General features: G+C 60.3%; 12 protein-coding genes and 1 tRNA gene. 6 read left to right on the top strand and 7 right to left on the bottom strand.

Annotation, left to right across the window (positions count from 1 at the left end; genetic code table 11):
• From H9Q16_RS06025 to fabI, 5 genes are all read right to left on the bottom strand, one after another.
• Nucleotides 1–1,845: a peptidyl-prolyl cis-trans isomerase gene (locus tag H9Q16_RS06025; protein ID WP_191074433.1), complete on the bottom strand. Its 1,845-nt coding sequence runs from the start codon at nt 1,843–1,845 to the stop codon at nt 1–3.
• Between the two features lie 33 nt (nt 1,846–1,878).
• The gene (locus tag H9Q16_RS06020) at nt 1,879–3,060 is read right to left on the bottom strand and encodes an aminotransferase (RefSeq protein WP_191074432.1); all 1,182 of its coding nucleotides are present in this window, start codon (nt 3,058–3,060) and stop codon (nt 1,879–1,881) included.
• 127 nt (nt 3,061–3,187) lie between these two features.
• Nucleotides 3,188–3,706: a xanthine phosphoribosyltransferase gene (gene gpt / locus H9Q16_RS06015; protein ID WP_191074431.1), complete on the bottom strand. Its 519-nt coding sequence runs from the start codon at nt 3,704–3,706 to the stop codon at nt 3,188–3,190.
• Nucleotides 3,707–4,327, bottom strand: coding sequence for a LysE family translocator (locus H9Q16_RS06010; RefSeq protein ID WP_191074430.1), 621 nt, complete (start codon nt 4,325–4,327; stop codon nt 3,707–3,709).
• Nucleotides 4,324–5,130, bottom strand: a complete 807-nt coding sequence (gene fabI, locus H9Q16_RS06005) for an enoyl-ACP reductase FabI (RefSeq protein WP_191074429.1) — start codon at nt 5,128–5,130, stop codon at nt 4,324–4,326. Before fabI ends, H9Q16_RS06010 begins: the two co-directional genes overlap by 4 nt.
• Before the next feature lie 249 nt (nt 5,131–5,379).
• Here fabI and pdxH point away from each other — a divergent pair, with 249 nt between their 5' ends.
• From pdxH to H9Q16_RS05980, 5 genes are all read left to right on the top strand, one after another.
• Nucleotides 5,380–5,985, top strand: coding sequence for a pyridoxamine 5'-phosphate oxidase (gene pdxH / locus H9Q16_RS06000; protein WP_191074428.1), 606 nt, complete (start codon nt 5,380–5,382; stop codon nt 5,983–5,985).
• A 175-nt stretch (nt 5,986–6,160) separates the two neighbouring features.
• Entirely contained in the window at nt 6,161–6,676 is a 516-nt protein-coding gene (locus tag H9Q16_RS05995; protein WP_216859363.1) for a cold-shock protein, read from the top strand.
• Nucleotides 6,634–7,131 (top strand): DUF192 domain-containing protein, encoded by a 498-nt coding sequence (locus H9Q16_RS05990; protein WP_191074427.1) that lies wholly within the window; start codon nt 6,634–6,636, stop codon nt 7,129–7,131. The genes H9Q16_RS05995 and H9Q16_RS05990 overlap by 43 nt, the downstream gene beginning before the upstream one ends.
• A gap of 51 nt (nt 7,132–7,182) precedes the next feature.
• Nucleotides 7,183–7,259 (top strand) — tRNA-Pro (locus H9Q16_RS05985).
• 762 nt (nt 7,260–8,021) lie between these two features.
• Nucleotides 8,022–11,672 (top strand): vitamin B12-dependent ribonucleotide reductase, encoded by a 3,651-nt coding sequence (locus tag H9Q16_RS05980; protein WP_191074426.1) that lies wholly within the window; start codon nt 8,022–8,024, stop codon nt 11,670–11,672.
• A 671-nt stretch (nt 11,673–12,343) separates the two neighbouring features.
• On the opposite strand, the gene H9Q16_RS05975 is transcribed toward H9Q16_RS05980, so the two are convergent.
• Complete coding sequence (locus tag H9Q16_RS05975; protein ID WP_191074425.1) at nt 12,344–12,829, bottom strand: RNA polymerase sigma factor; 486 nt, start codon at nt 12,827–12,829, stop codon at nt 12,344–12,346.
• Nucleotides 12,830–13,072: 243 nt separating this feature from the next.
• Between H9Q16_RS05975 and H9Q16_RS05970 the strand changes: the two genes are divergently transcribed.
• Nucleotides 13,073–13,333, top strand: coding sequence for an EF-hand domain-containing protein (locus H9Q16_RS05970; protein WP_246455481.1), 261 nt, complete (start codon nt 13,073–13,075; stop codon nt 13,331–13,333).
• Nucleotides 13,334–13,445: 112 nt separating this feature from the next.
• On the opposite strand, the gene H9Q16_RS05965 is transcribed toward H9Q16_RS05970, so the two are convergent.
• Nucleotides 13,446–14,984 (bottom strand): trimethylamine methyltransferase family protein, encoded by a 1,539-nt coding sequence (locus H9Q16_RS05965; protein WP_191074424.1) that lies wholly within the window; start codon nt 14,982–14,984, stop codon nt 13,446–13,448.
• Nucleotides 14,985–15,026 lie beyond the last annotated feature (42 nt).

Genomic DNA, 15,026 nt, shown 5'->3' with positions numbered 1-15,026 from the left:
TCATGGGAAGTTCACATGTACCGCCTGCAGCGCGCGCTGGTCAATCTGCGGTCCGGCCTCAAGCAGGATGGCGTCTGAATAGATGTTGAACACATCTGTGGCCAGCGTCTGGTTGATCTGCGTGGATATCTGATCAAGCAATGCGGCGTTTTCATCGCCTTCGGTTGCCGATGTTACCTCGTCCAGACGCACGACAAAAACAGCGCCGTCTGCTGCGGGGATGATCCGGGTATCACCGGGCGTCATTTCAAAGACCTGATCGATAAACCCCTCGGGCGCGCCCGCGATGAAACCGTTGCGGGTTTGTCCCTCTTCGGTCACCGGGGTCAGGCCTGCGGCGTCGAAACCGGTGTCTTCGCCAAGGTCGGGAAGGAGCGCTTCTGCCTGCGCGGTCAGGGCTTCGGCCGTGCGCTCTGCGATCAGCGCGGCGCGGACGTCGGCCTTTGCCTCTTCAAAGGGATTGGGGCGTTCGGGCAAAGCCTCGTCGAGGCGCATGGCATAGATGCCGCCGTCGTCCAATTGCTTAATCTTGGGGAAATCCTCAGCACTGAGTGCTGCAGCGGACTGCCGAAAATCGGGGTAGGCGGCAATGCCAGCGTCAGTCTGTGGTGTCCAGTCGATGGTGCCGAGTTCCATCTTGTTCTCCGCGTCCATCTGTTCGAGCGTGGCGCCACCGGCCAGCTGGTCGTCAAGGTCCTGCGCGCGCGCCTCAACGGCGCGGATTGCGCCTGCGGTGGCCAGCTCGGTCGCAAGCGCCTCGCGGGCCTCTTCGAAGGTGGTGTTTTGCGCAGGTAATACGCCATTGATCCGGAAAAGCGCCGGACCAAGATCGCTGGGCAGGGGGCCGACGACATCACCGGCATCAGCGGCAAAGACCGCTTCGCCCGCAGCGTCGAGTTCCAAGCGCCCGACATCGCCAAGGTCAACATCGCTTAGCTGAAGGCCGCGCTCTTCGACCAGCGCCTCAAAGGTTGTGCCGCCGACTTCCAAAGCGGCAGCGGCCTGATCGGCGCTGTCGGCATCGGCAAAGACCAGACGTTCGACCAGCCGGCGCTCAGGCTTGATGTATTGGTCAGCGCGATTGTCATATTCTTCACGCAGCTGCTCTTCGGGCACTTCGACCTCATCGATCAGCGCCTCGGGCTTGAGCCAGGCGTAGGTGATCTTTTTGGTGGGCGGCAGGATGAAGAGGTCTGGATTAGCGTCATAATAGGCGCGCAGCGCGGCATCATCGGGGGTGGCAAGCGGTGTTTCCAGTGCCGCTGCATCCATCCGCGCCCAGGTGAAATCGCGGCGCTCCGCGATGAACTTGACCAGTGTTTCGGCATAGGCGTTCGGCATTTCGACGCCGCCGACAATTGCGTTTTGCAAAAGCGAACGGGAGGCCTCTTCGCGCAGCGTGACTTCGAATTCGGATTCGCTCAGACCTGCCTGCTGCAGGGCAAACCGATACCCTTCGCGGTCAAATTCCCCGTCGAGACCCTGGAAGGCCTCGATCTGCAGAATGTCTTCGCGCAGGGCGGTGTCGCCAATCGACAGGCCGAGCTTTGCCGTTTCATTGTCCAGGGCGCGGTCGCGGACAAGGCGTTGCAGCACGGCACGATCAAGGCCGATTTCCTGGGCGCGTGCAAAGGGCAGCGGCTCTCCGGTCTGTGCTTCGATGGTGCGGATTTGCTGGCTGAGCTGGCGCGCATATTGATCGACCGGGATCGATTTTTCGCCGACCGTGCCGATGGTGCGGATATTGCCCGACAGATTGACAGCACCAAAGCCACCAAGGGCGAGGATCAGCAGGCCCATCAGGATCCACATCGCGGTTCTGGAAATGCTCATACTCTTGGCCATGACGGCTCCCTCGGGATTTGCGTTTGGTGTTGTCTATGCGGAGTGGGTGAAGGCCGCAAGCCTGTCGAAAAGCGTGACAATGCCCGCGGTGTCCAGGTTGGCAAAGGCGATGCGAAGCTGCTGCGCGCCGGAGGTGTCATCGGAGGGGCAGAACATGGTTCCCGGCAGGCAGAGGATGCCCGCTTTCCTGACCAGCAGTGGGGCAAGATCGCCCGATGAGATGTCGAAGGGGTGGCGCATATAGGCGAAATAGCCGCCCAGACCCAGCAGGGCCCAGCCGTGGGCTTCAAGCTTGGGCATGTTGTCCAGAATAGCAGCGCGGCGGGCCAGGATTTCATCGCGCTCTCCGGCCAGCCATTGCGACAGGTGCTGCATCCCCCAGAAGGCTGCATGCTGGCCGATCTGGCCGGGGCAAATGGCGACGGTGTCGAGGAACTTTTCCACTTCGGCCAGCCGCGCGGGACTGGTGACGATCGCGCCCACACGGTGGCCGGTCAGCCGGTATGCCTTGGAAAAGGAATAAAGGTGGATCAGCGTGTCATCCCACTGCGGGTCCTGAAAGAGCAGATGTGGCGGACCGGAGCGGCTGTCAAAGTCGCGGTAGGTTTCATCGACGATCAACGCCAGTCCGTTTTCGCGCGCCAGGTCAAAAAAGGCCTGAACAAGGGCTGCCGGGTATTCGACACCGCCGGGGTTGTTGGGGGTGACCAGCGCAATCGCCCGTGTGCGGGGGGTGATCCTTGCCGCAGCCATCTCAGGATCAGGCAGCAGGTCGGCCTTGGTCGGCAGGGCAACCGCGCGAACCCCGGACATATCCAGCCACATTTTGTGATTGAAATACCATGGCGTTGGCAGGATGACCTCATCCCCCTCGGCGCAGAGCGTGGCGATCGCGGCTGCAAAGGCCTGGTTGCAGCCAGAGGTGATCGCCGTCTGACGCGCCTCAACTGATCCGTCATAGTGGGCCGCTACCTGTGCGGCCAGTTCCGTTCGCAGTTCAGGAAGCCCCAGAACAGGGCCATAAAGGTGGGCGTCATCGCGTGTCAGAGCAACATCCGCCATCGCTTGGCGCAAGGGCGCCGGGGGTGGGTCGACCGGGGCCGCCTGACTGACATTGATCAACGGAAGGTCAGCGGAAAATGAGACACCCTCAAGCCAGCGTCGCGCTTCCATCACGGGGGGGGCGAACGTTGTGGCGGTGCGCGGAAGTATCATTGCCGGGTCCTGATTTCGAGTGTGGGAGCCTCCGGCGGGGAAGAGTTATGGCCAGAGAAAGCAACAGGCTTGTTTTTTCTCTGGCTCTAACATTCCCCCCCGGAGGGTTAAGATCTGTTTTGGTGCCTCAGTCCTGTCCTCGGTAGGGTTCGACGTATTGCAGTGCCATATCCCAGGGAAAGAAGATCCAGGTGTCCTGGCTGACACCCGTGATAAAGGTATCGACCTGCGGTTCGCCTTCGGGTTTGGCGTAAACAGTCGCGAAATGCGCTTGTGGATAGAGGTCGCGGACCAGTTCGAGGGTTTTGCCACTGTCGACAAGGTCGTCAACGATCAGCACGCCGGTGCCATCGCCCATCATCGCGGTATCGGGGGACTTCAACACTCTGGCTTCGCGCCGCTGATCTGCCTTGCCGCCGCCCGAGTGATAGGACATCACCGAGATCGTATCGACGGTGCGGATATCCAGTTCGCGCGCGACGATCATGGCCGGCGCCATGCCACCCCGGGTAATCGCGACCACGGCCTTCCAGGCGCCATCGTCCGGGCCGCGGCCGTCCAGGCGCCACGCCAGCGCGCGGCTGTCGCGGTGTATCTGGTCCCAGGAGATGTGAAATCCTTTTTCGTGGGGCAGGCGGTCCGTCATTTATTTCTCCAGTAGCAGGCGCAGGCCCAGCACACCCAGAATGGTGCCGGCCGCGCGGTCGAACAGGGGTTTCAAGGTGAGGTATCGGGTGCGCACAAGTGGGGTGCCCAACAGCAGCGCGAGGGCGGGTTGGACGATTAGCTCTATCGCGAGGTGGTTGGCGAAGATAAGCGCCTTGTCTGCAGCGCTAAGTTCGGCGGGAAAGATCACCACGATCACCGCCGCGGCAAAGAAGACCGATTTCGGGTTGGCAAGGTTCACCAGCATGCCCGACAGAAAGGACCGTCGATCCGCGACCGGTTTGGATTGTCTGGTGAGGGGGCGGGCCGCGTTGCGCCACATCTGGACCGCGAGCCAGATCAGGTAAAGCGCGCCAGCCAGTTTCATCGCGGCATAGGCCCAGGGAAAGAGCGTGAAGAGGGTCTGCACCCCCAAGAGCGCGGCCAAGGTCCACAGGGCTGCCATCAGGGCAAGCCCCAGCGCCGTCAGGACTCCGGCGCGGCGGCCGTTGGTCAGGGTCTGGCGGGTGAGAAAAAGCAGGGAGGGGCCGGGGCTGAGGATCGCCAGCAGCAGCGCGGCGTTGAACGCCAAAACCGCGCCCAGCGTCAGCGAAACCGTCATTCCTTGGCCATGTCAGGCGCGTCCACGGCCTTCATGCCCACGACGTGATAGCCTGCATCGACGTGCAGATTCTCTCCGGTGGTGCCGGATCCGAGGTCCGAAAGCAGAAAAAGTGCCGCTTTGCCCACGTCTTCGGTCGTGACGTTGCGCCTGAGCGGCGAATTATATTCGTTCCACTTCATGATGTAGCGAAAATCGCCGATACCTGATGCTGCAAGGGTTTTGATTGGTCCGGCGGAGATGGCGTTGACACGAATGCCGTCTTTGCCGAGGTCCTCGGCAAGATATTTGACCGACGCTTCAAGCGCGGCTTTGGCGACGCCCATCACGTTGTAATGCGGCATGACCTTTTCAGCACCGTAATACGTCAGCGTGAGTGCGGACGCGCCGGGCGACATCATTTTTTCGGCCCGCTGCATCACCGCAGTGAAGGAATAGACCGAGATATCCATGGACATGGTAAAATTGCTGCGGCTGGTGTCGACATACCGCCCGCGAAGTTCATTTTTGTCCGAAAAACCAATGGCGTGCACGACGAAGTCAATCTTGTCCCACCGCTCTTTCAGCGCGTCGAACAGGGCGTCGATGGAGGCTTCGTCCCCGACGTCGCAGGGCAGGACGATGTCACTGGCCAGCTGTGCGGCAAGCGGATCGACCCGTTTCTTGAGCGCGTCACCCTGGTAGGAAAACGCCAGCTCAGCGCCCGCTTCCCCCAGTGCCTTTGCCACGCCCCAGGCGATGGATTTGTCGTTCGCCAGGCCCATGATCAGACCGCGCTTTCCCTGCATCAACGCATTTGTCATCGCTGGGTCCCGTCCTTAGTTCATAATTCCAGTTTGTGTAGGTGATTGCAGCGCGACCATCAAGGCCGGGTTGATCTGGCTCTGTCGCGGGCGACCTGCCTGGCGATGGTGGCTCTAAGAGCACAACTTTAACGTTGCGCGCGAAACTGCCTGACAGGACGTTTGGGTTGTTGGGGTATGTAATATAATATAGCGCTAATGTGAGGCGTCGTTAGGAAGAGCGGCGCAAAGGGACTGGGTTTTTTGATCATGGAAAAGCGCACCGGCATCTTTGCAGGCGATGATCCCTTTGTGCTCGCACAAAGCTGGCTGGATGACGCCAGCGAGACCGAGCCGAATGATCCCAATGCCATTGCGCTTTCCACGGTGGACGCGACAGGGCTGCCAAATGCGCGTATGGTGTTGCTCAAAGAGATTGAGATTGATGCGTTTGTCTTTTACACCAATTACGAGAGTACCAAAGCAGACGAGCTGGACACGTCGGGTAAGGCGGCCTTCGTCATTCATTGGAAATCGCTGCGTCGCCAGTTGCGGGTGCGTGGCATGGTGAGCCGGGAGGACGGGCCGCAGGCGGATGCCTATTTCAACAGCCGATCGCTGAAAAGCAGGCTGGGGGCCTGGGCGTCGAAACAGTCGCGACCGCTTAAAAGCAGGTCGCATTTGTTGGCGGAAGTTGCCAAGGTAACAGCGCAGCATGGGGCCAACCCGCCGCGTCCCCCGTTTTGGGGGGGGTACAGGGTGGTCCCAGTTGAGATTGAATTTTGGGCGGATGGAGAATTCCGCCTACATAATAGGTTCCAGTGGGCACGCACGCATGCGTCCGCCGATTGGGTGGTAACACGATTGAACCCGTGAGTGGTATGCCAGATCATTGGTACGGATCATTCGGATCCGCCACATCGGACTTCAACCGCAAGAGGTCGGCGGCGCGCCCGTCAAGGAAACACGAACTGACCAAGGGATAAGAGTGTCAGAGCAAAGTAAACAAACTGAAGCGGGCGCCGAGACCGGCGCTGTTTCCGAGAAGACACTGTCGGGCGTGGTCAAATGGTTTGATCCGGTCAAGGGGTTTGGATTCGTGGTGGCCGATACAGGCGGGCCGGATATTCTGTTGCATGTAAATGTGTTGCGGAATTTTGGCCAGAGTTCGGTCGCGGATGGCGCAAGAATTGAACTGCATGCACAAGAAACCAATCGGGGTGTGCAGGCGACAGATGTTCTGGCGATCCAGCCGCCCGAAGGGGCGCAGGCGAATGCGCTGGCGGACATTGTCGGACTGGATGACAGCGCTGTCGCCGACGTGCCGCTTGAGCCGGCACGGGTGAAATGGTTCGACAAGGCCAAGGGTTTTGGATTTGCAAACATCTTTGGACGGCGCGAAGATGTGTTTCTGCATATCGAGGTGCTGCGCCAGTCCGGTCTGTCCGACCTGCAACCCGGCGAGGCGCTGGCGATGCGGGTGATCAAGGGCAAACGCGGCGAAATGGCCGCCGAGGTACAGGCATGGGAAACGGTTCTGACAAATCAGGATGGCGCGGACGACTAGCGGCTCTGGTTTTGTCGTTCTTTGGTGCGGCCCCGCTGGCTGCGCAAGAGGCCTGCCGCGATCAAACCGTGCATCTACGCGGCGAGTGGGGTCTGGCCCGGTTCAATGTCGAAATTGCCGACGATTTTGAAGAGCGCCGCGTCGGATTGATGAACCGGCCTTCGCTGCCCGTCAGTTCCGGGATGCTTTTTATTTACGAATATCCGCAAGCGCTGAGTTTTTGGATGCGCAACACGCTGATCCCGCTTGATATGATCTTTATCGATGCCAGGGGCGTGGTGCAGCATATTCACCATGAGGCCGTCCCTCTTGATGAAACTGGGATCTTTGGCGGGACGGACCTGACGACGGTGCTGGAAATCAATGGCGGGCTGGCGCGGCAGCTTGGGATCACCGAAGGCAGTGAGGTTCGCCACCCCTCGTTTGATCCTAGCGATGCTGTCTGGCCCTGTTAAGCACCGATAGGGGCTTTTCAATCGACGCACATCTGCTAAAGAAGCGCCAGTCGGAGCGTGGCGCAGCCTGGTAGCGCACCTGTTTTGGGTACAGGGGGTCGGAGGTTCGAATCCTCTCGCTCCGACCACTTCACCAGCATTTTGTTGTGAGAGACCGGCAAGGCCGGTGTCTGCGTTATGTCTTGCCTGAATATCGAGCACCGTGCGGTTTGAAGGCGGCGGCGGGCCCGGCGCGAATCATAAACCCGGTATGTTTCGAATCAATGACACACCATATCTGGTGGTCAGGCGGGCGGATTGTGGCAGGGGTGACCGTAGGGGGCGTCAAATTTGCAACGATTGGGTGTCGGGCGCGGGGTGCAGCGCGCCTCGTTCAACTTTTTTTCCGTTAATCTTTCTTAACGAAAACGACCCCCTAGGGCAGGCCGTTTATGTGGATAATTTCAAGTGATGGGTGAGGTCGGATACCTAAAGGTGCCGCTTGGCTTGATTATTCGCGCTGCCGCCGGTGGCGCTGACTGCGGGCGAATTTGGGGATAAAGGTTGAATGAATCGCGGCGCCGGGCGGACTTTGGCTACCCTGCGTCACGTCAACACTTTCTTCGGAAAAATTATCAAAAAAAATCGTTGACCGGATGGGTTCCGATACGTCAGGTTGTGTAGGCCGACGATGGCGCCACAACATGTAGTGGTAAACGCTCAGAGGGCGCATCGAAAGCACAGGGACAGGCGAACGACCACAAATCGGGCTCTGAAGCTGCAAATGAGACACCGGGACACCCCGCGTTGTCACTGCGCAGTTCTGTGTTTTTCACGGCAATGAAGGTGGAGGCGACCTGCAATGAAGGGTCTGGCTCTTGGTAAAAATCGCTGAGTATGGGGCAGCTATAATGAAGATTGAACGTAAATTCACCAAAGCCGGGCAAGACGCCTACGCGGACCTTGATTTCATCACCACCGTTTCTGAGATTCGCAATCCGGACGGATCCGTCGTCTTCAAACTTGATGATGTCGAAGTCCCCTCGAGCTGGAGCCAGGTTGCCAGCGACGTCATCGCACAAAAGTATTTCCGCAAGGCGGGCGTGCCATCCGAGATGAAAAAAGTCCGCGAAAAGGGCGTGCCGGAGTTTTTGTGGCGCTCCGTGCCCGTCGAAGGGGCGACCATGGGCGGTGAAACCTCTTCCAAGCAGGTCTTTGACCGGCTGGCGGGCGCCTGGGCCTATTGGGGCTGGAAGGGCGGCTATTTCACCACCGAAGAAGACGCGCAGGCCTACTACGACGAGATGCGCCACATGTTGGCCTCTCAGCGCGCCGCACCGAATTCCCCGCAGTGGTTCAACACCGGTCTGCACTGGGCCTACGGCATCGATGGGCCAGCGCAGGGTCACTATTATGTGGACTACAAGACAGGGAAGCTGACCCGGTCGAAATCTTCTTACGAGCATCCGCAGCCGCATGCCTGCTTTATCCAGTCTGTCGCTGACGATCTGGTGGGCGACGGCGGCATCATGGACCTGTGGGTCCGCGAGGCGCGTCTTTTCAAGTACGGATCCGGGACAGGCACCAATTTTTCATCGCTGCGCGGTGAGGGCGAGCGTCTGTCAGGGGGCGGCAAATCGTCCGGCCTGATGGGGTTCCTCAAGATCGGTGACCGGGCAGCGGGCGCCATTAAATCCGGCGGCACCACGCGCCGGGCGGCCAAGATGGTGATCGTGGATGCCGATCACCCTGACATTCAGGATTTCATCAACTGGAAGGTCATCGAAGAGCAGAAAGTGGCCAGCATCGTCGCCGGCTCTAAAATGCACGAAGAAAAGCTGAACGGCATTTTCGCGGCGATCAAGGCTTGGGACGGGGCAGAGGTAGACGCCTATGATCCTAGCAAAAACAACCAGTTGAAAGACGCAATTCGCGCCGCCAAGAAGGTTGCGATCCCCGAGACATATGTCAAGCGCGTGCTGGATTACGCCAAGCAGGGTCACACCAGCATCGAATTTCCGACATATGACACCGACTGGGACAGCGAGGCCTATTCCAGCGTTTCAGGTCAGAACTCAAACAATTCCATTCGTGTTACGAACGCTTTCCTGACGGCAGTTGAAAAGGACGCCGATTGGGAACTGATCGACCGTGTCGATGGCAAGGTCACCAAGACCATCCGCGCCCGCGATCTGTGGGAGCAGGTCGGACACGCCGCCTGGGCCTGTGCCGATCCCGGTATCCAGTACCACGACACCGTCAACGATTGGCACACCTGCGTCGAGGATGGTGCGATCCGGGGCTCAAACCCTTGTTCTGAATACATGTTCCTTGATGACACGGCCTGTAATCTGGCGTCGATGAACCTGCTGACCTTTTTGAAAGATGGTCAGTTCCAGGTCGAGGATTACATGCACGCCTCGCGTCTGTGGACCGTAACGCTGGAAATATCGGTGATGATGGCGCAGTTCCCGTCCAAGGAAATTGCACAGCGCAGCTATGATTTCCGCACGCTGGGTCTGGGCTATGCGAACATCGGCGGCTTGCTGATGAACATGGGCTATTCCTATGACAGCGACGAAGGCCGTGCGCTGTGCGGTGCGCTGACGGCGATCATGACCGGTGTGTCTTACGCGACCTCTGCCGAGATGGCGGGCGAGCTGGGGACGTTCCCGGGTTATGAGAAGAACGCGGACCACATGCTGCGGGTCATCCGTAATCACCGCAATGCGGCCTATGGCAACGAGACCGGCTATGAAAAGCTGAGCGTCAAGCCGGTCGCGCTGGATCATGGCAACTGCCCGCAGGCGGGTTTGGTCGATGTGGCCAAGTCGTGCTGGGACGAGGCGCTGAAGCTGGGCGAGCTGCATGGCTATCGCAATGCGCAGGCGACTGTCATTGCGCCCACCGGCACCATCGGTCTGGTCATGGATTGCGACACCACCGGGATCGAACCGGATTTCGCGCTGGTGAAGTTCAAGAAACTGGCCGGGGGTGGGTATTTCAAGATCATCAACCAGTCGGTGCCTGCAGCACTTGAAAAGCTGGGCTACGGTTCGGCGCAGATCGAAGAGATCATCAGCTATGCGGTCGGTCACGGCACCATCGGCAATGCGCCGGGCATCAACCACACCACGTTGATGGGGCACGGGTTTGGGCCCAATGAGCTGGCCAAGGTCGATGCGGCCCTCGCACAAGCCTTTGATATCCGGTTTGTTTTCAATCAGTGGACGCTGGGCGAAGAGTTCTGCACCGGTGTGCTGGGCATTCCTGCCGAGAAGCTGAACGACCCGACATTCGACTTGCTAAAGTCGCTGGGTTTTTCGCGCGCCGACATTGACGCGGCAAACGATCACGTCTGCGGGACCATGACGCTGGAGGGTGCGCCGCATCTGAAAGAAGCGCATTACGGCATCTTTGACTGCGCCAACCCCTGCGGCAAGAAGGGCAAGCGGTTCCTTGGGGTGAACAGCCACATCACCATGATGGCTGCGGCACAATCGTTCATCTCGGGGGCGATTTCGAAGACGATCAACATGCCCAATGATGCGACCATCGAGGATTGCCAGAAAGCCTATGAACTCAGCTGGTCGCTGGGCATCAAGGCCAACGCGCTTTACCGCGACGGCTCCAAGCTCAGCCAGCCGCTGGCGGCGGCACTGGTCGAGGATGATGACGACGCGGCCGAGGTGCTGGAAAGCGGCTCGCTTCAGGAAAAGGCTGTGGTGCTGGCGGAAAAGATCATCGAAAAGGTGGTGGTCAAGGAAATCGTCAAGTCGCACCGTGAAAAGATGCCACAACGGCGCAAGGGCTATACCCAGAAGGCGATCGTGGGGGGCCACAAGGTCTATCTGCGCACCGGCGAGTACGAAGACGGCAAACTGGGTGAAATCTTCATCGACATGCACAAGGAAGGGGCGGGTTTCCGCGCCATGATGAACAACTTTGCCATCGCGGTATCGGTTGGTCTGCAGTACGGCGTGCCGCTGGAAGAGTTCGTGGATGCCTTTACCTTCACCAAGTTCGAGCCTGCGGGTCTGGTCAACGGCAACGACAGCATCAAGAATGCCACGTCGATCCTGGACTACATCTTCCGCGAACTGGCCGTGAGCTATCTGGATCGGACCGATCTGGCGCATGTGAAGCCCGAAGGTGCGACCTTTGACGATCTGGGAAAGGGCGAAGAGGAAGAAAACGTCGCCAATGTCAGTGAGCTGTCAGAGCGCGCTGCGACCAAGTCACTGGAGGTGCTCAAGCAGATCAGTTCCACCGGATATCTGCGCAACCGTCCGCCACAGGGCCTTGTCGTGATGAACGGCGGACTGGACGCAGGCACGGCGATCGAGGCGATTTCCGCCGGCGTATCAGACGGCGGGGCGAGCATCGCAATGGCCTCTACCACAGCGGTGGCTGCGGCGACGGCACCGATGGATGCGCGCACAAAGGCCAAGATGCAGGGCTACGAGGGCGAGGCCTGCGGCGAATGCGGCAACTTCACCCTGGTGCGCAACGGCACCTGCATGAAGTGCAACACCTGCGGCGGGACGTCCGGGTGTAGCTGAACAGTATCGCATCCCGAGGGGGAGGCGTAGGGGCTGGGCGGCGACGCCCGCCCCGACGAGAAAAGGGGCGATTAAGGGCGCCCAGAATGGTTACCGGGGCGGTTCTCATTGCTCGCAAGCGAGCAACTGCCACCGCCTCGTTGCAAAGCCGGAGGCTTTGCAACGGACACGGAGTGGGTGCGCTCGCTCTGGACGACGTTCAGGCCGCAGGCAAATAAATACCGAGCGGTTAACATATTGAGCTTGAACGGCGAAACTATGAGGAGAGCTTAGGCTCTCCTCTTTTTCTTTTAGGAGGATGAGGGCTGACTCCACCTTCGCAAGCGAAGGTTCGGTCAGGGGAGCGTGCCTTTGCTGTGCAAAAACCCCCGTGAACGGCGAAACGATGAGGAGGGCTTCGGCTCTCCTCTTTTTCGTTCAGGAGGATGAGGGCTGACTCCACCTTCGCAAGCGAAGATTCGGTCAGGGGAGCGTGCCTTTGCTGCGCAAAGACCCCCGTGAACGGCGAAACGATGAGGAGGGCTTCGGCTCTCCTCTTTTTCTTTCAGGAGGATGAGGCTTTGCAGCTGAATGCATCTGGAGTCGCGTGCGGTAGCGCAGGGATGTGAGGAAAGAGTGAGTTTAGGGGAAAGATGAAGGGGAAGCGGCGCGCGCGGGTCCTCGGGGCTGATTCAAAGGAGTTCCTCGACAGAGCCTTCGACGTCCAGTTCTTTGCGCAGGCGGGCGCGGGCGCGGGCGAGGCGGGACATCACTGTGCCAAGGGGCAGGCCGGTTTGCTGTGCGATGGCGCGGGGGCTGGATTCCCCCTCCAGCAGGCGCGCCATCAGATCGGCCTGTTCGCAGGGCAGACCGGCGATGGCCGCGCGCAGTTCGGCGCAGGCGATGCGCCCGGGCGCGGCGGGGGCGGTTTGGGCCATGTCATCGGCCAGTTCCTCCGTCTCTTGTCGCTGGCGCCAGTTCTGCCGGGCGAGGTTGTGCAGCAGGATCATCGCATAATGTTCGGGGCGGTCGACGTCGTTGTTCTTGGCCAAACGCTGGAGCAGGCGCAGGGCGGCCTCCTGTGCAAGATCTTCGGCGTCGTCGCGGGTGCGGCACAGGCGGCGCGCGCGCCTTTGCAGGCGCGGCAGGAGTGTTGGCATGAATACTGTCTCTGTCATGGGAGCCTCATCTGTTTTGATCCAGCTTGGCCGATCCCGGATCATACAACCAGTGAGGGAATTTCCGCCGATTGGGGCTTTGAGGGCTTTTTGCGCGAGGCACCGCTGATTGGGCAGCGGGCCATCGGCAGAGCGCCGCGCGGCATCTGCAGGCGTGGACGCAGGGCCGCTTTCAGGCGTCTGACAGGGTGAAGGCGCAAGACGCTTTCGTAATTGTCATAACCCAAAAGGGGAGTACCCGAGATGACACAACTTAAAAAACTGACAGCAATCGCTCTGACCACGCTATGCGTGCCCGTCTATGCGATGGGGTCCGGCGCGGCAGAGCTTGATGCCAATGGCGACGGCCTGCTGAGCGTAACGGAGGTGCAGGCGGTCTATCCTGACGTCACAGCCGAGCAATTCTCGGCCATGGATCTCAATGCGGACGGCGCGCTGGATGACAGCGAAGTGGTCGCCGCCGAAGAGGCGGGCGTGATGCCCGTGGCACCAACGGACGGATAACGAACCGATGCCAGCGGGGGCATGGCAGCAATCAGGCTGATGTACCTCAACCTGGCCCCCGCACAAGCATCGTGAGGTCCGGCAGCCCCAGCGCCGGGCCTCTTTTTCTGCGCTATGCAGGCAGATGGATGTTGAAGGCTGCGCGAATGGCGTGATCGAGATCCGGCGCAAAGCGCGCGGCCGCGCGGTCGCTGAGGATTTCCTCTTTGCGTGCGGTGGCTTTTTCAAGAAGGTCGGGTTTGCCCAGTTCAGCCCATTCCTTGGGTGAGGTCCGGTCCCCAAGTGCCGGATAGACATGATCTAATTCCATGCGGCTGAGGGTTTGTTCGGTGCCAAGGTAATGGCCCGGACCGCCAAGGCAGACCTCGCGCATCTGATCGAGGGCGAGGGTTTCGTCATTCACTTCGATGCCGCGCACGCAGCGCAGCGCCTGACCGATCAGATCATCGCCCAGGATCAGGCTTTCATGGCAAAAGCCCAGCAGGGAAGCATGCATGCCTGCGGCCTCGTAGACCATGTTCAGCCCCGAAAGCCCGGCCATCACGTTGGAGCACATCTGTTCCCATCCGGCTTGCATATCGGGCAATTTGCTGTCGGCGATGCCCGCCGCCGCGCCGCCCGGGACGCCGTAGAACTTGTGCATCTGCGCGCAGCCCGCGGTCAGCAGCGCCTGTTCGCCGGACCCGCCCGTCATCGCGCCGGACCGCAGATCAAGGCCAAAGGGCCATGTGCCAAAGACCGCCGGGTGGCCCGGTTTGACGGCGTTCACATAGACCAGACCAGCGAGGCATTCCGCACAGGCCTGAACGATTGCGCCTGCCACCGTCGAGGGGGCCGTGGCCCCGGCCATGCCCGCAGACAGCAAAAGCACGGGCATGCCGCCTTCGATGCAGGCCTCCATCACCTGGCAGGATTCGGTGGCAAATTTCATAGGCGGCACGACGAAGCAGTTGGAATTGCTCATGAAAGGCCGCTCACGCCACTTGTCTTCGCCGCCTGCGATCAGGTGCAGCATCTCAAGCGCGGCGGGCACATAGGCGGGATCGGTAAAGGAGGTGCCAATGTGTTTGGTGGTGCCCGCGCTGCAGGCGTAGACGGTGTTGAGATCCATTTCGCGGTTATCGAGGATGTCGCGGGCGACCATGGGGCGTTGCAGGAAATGGATGTTGTCGAGCCGGTCACAGATGCGGGCGGCGTCATGCAGATCCTGAATGCCGCATTCGCGGTAGTTGCGCCCCTCGACGTCCACCATGTGCACTGCGGCCCCTGCGGTGCCGTAGTGGACGCGCGCGCCCGAGAGTTCGAGATCATGTTTGCCGTCCCGGCTGTGCAGGGTCACGCTGCGGTTGGCGCGGGCTAGCGTGTCTTCGACCAGAGCGCGGGGAAAGCGGATGCGCCCGTCATCCCCCAGGACCGCACCGGCAGCGGTCAGGTAAGCCACGCCGCTTTCTGGAGCATCGACGAGGCCTATTTCTTCCAGTGCCTGTAGCGCGGCGGCGTGGATGGCGGCCATATCAGCGTCGGACAGGGGTTTGTACTGGCCGCCGGTCATTCCGGGGCGAATGGGGCGCAGGTGATCGGCAAGAGGGGCGGCGCGGGCAGCACGGCGGGCGGCGCGGCCTCCGGTACGGGTGGGGGATTGGTCAGTCATGTCAGGTCCGTGTTGGAAAGGGGAAAGGGGCTGCTAGTGCGC

The organism is Sulfitobacter aestuariivivens (assembly GCF_014763045.1).
In the GTDB taxonomy this organism is placed as follows: Bacteria; Pseudomonadota; Alphaproteobacteria; order Rhodobacterales; family Rhodobacteraceae; genus Sulfitobacter; species Sulfitobacter aestuariivivens.
The sequence above is the reverse complement of the archived record's forward strand: the minus strand, read 5'-3'. Positions and strand labels throughout refer to the sequence as shown.

Excerpts from the sequence above, each read along its gene's own strand:
- H9Q16_RS06025 (WP_191074433.1), bottom strand. The coding sequence starts at position 1,845 with ATGGCCAAGAGTATGAGCATTTCCAGAACCGCGATGTGGATCCTGATG.
- H9Q16_RS06020 (WP_191074432.1), bottom strand. The coding sequence starts at position 3,060 with ATGATACTTCCGCGCACCGCCACAACGTTCGCCCCCCCCGTGATGGAA.
- gpt (WP_191074431.1), bottom strand. The coding sequence starts at position 3,706 with ATGACGGACCGCCTGCCCCACGAAAAAGGATTTCACATCTCCTGGGAC.
- H9Q16_RS06010 (WP_191074430.1), bottom strand. The coding sequence starts at position 4,327 with ATGACGGTTTCGCTGACGCTGGGCGCGGTTTTGGCGTTCAACGCCGCG.
- fabI (WP_191074429.1), bottom strand. The coding sequence starts at position 5,130 with ATGACAAATGCGTTGATGCAGGGAAAGCGCGGTCTGATCATGGGCCTG.
- pdxH (WP_191074428.1), top strand. The coding sequence starts at position 5,380 with ATGGAAAAGCGCACCGGCATCTTTGCAGGCGATGATCCCTTTGTGCTC.
- H9Q16_RS05990 (WP_191074427.1), top strand. The coding sequence starts at position 6,634 with ATGGGAAACGGTTCTGACAAATCAGGATGGCGCGGACGACTAGCGGCT.
- H9Q16_RS05980 (WP_191074426.1), top strand. The coding sequence starts at position 8,022 with ATGAAGATTGAACGTAAATTCACCAAAGCCGGGCAAGACGCCTACGCG.
- H9Q16_RS05975 (WP_191074425.1), bottom strand. The coding sequence starts at position 12,829 with ATGACAGAGACAGTATTCATGCCAACACTCCTGCCGCGCCTGCAAAGG.
- H9Q16_RS05970 (WP_246455481.1), top strand. The coding sequence starts at position 13,073 with ATGACACAACTTAAAAAACTGACAGCAATCGCTCTGACCACGCTATGC.
- H9Q16_RS05965 (WP_191074424.1), bottom strand. The coding sequence starts at position 14,984 with ATGACTGACCAATCCCCCACCCGTACCGGAGGCCGCGCCGCCCGCCGT.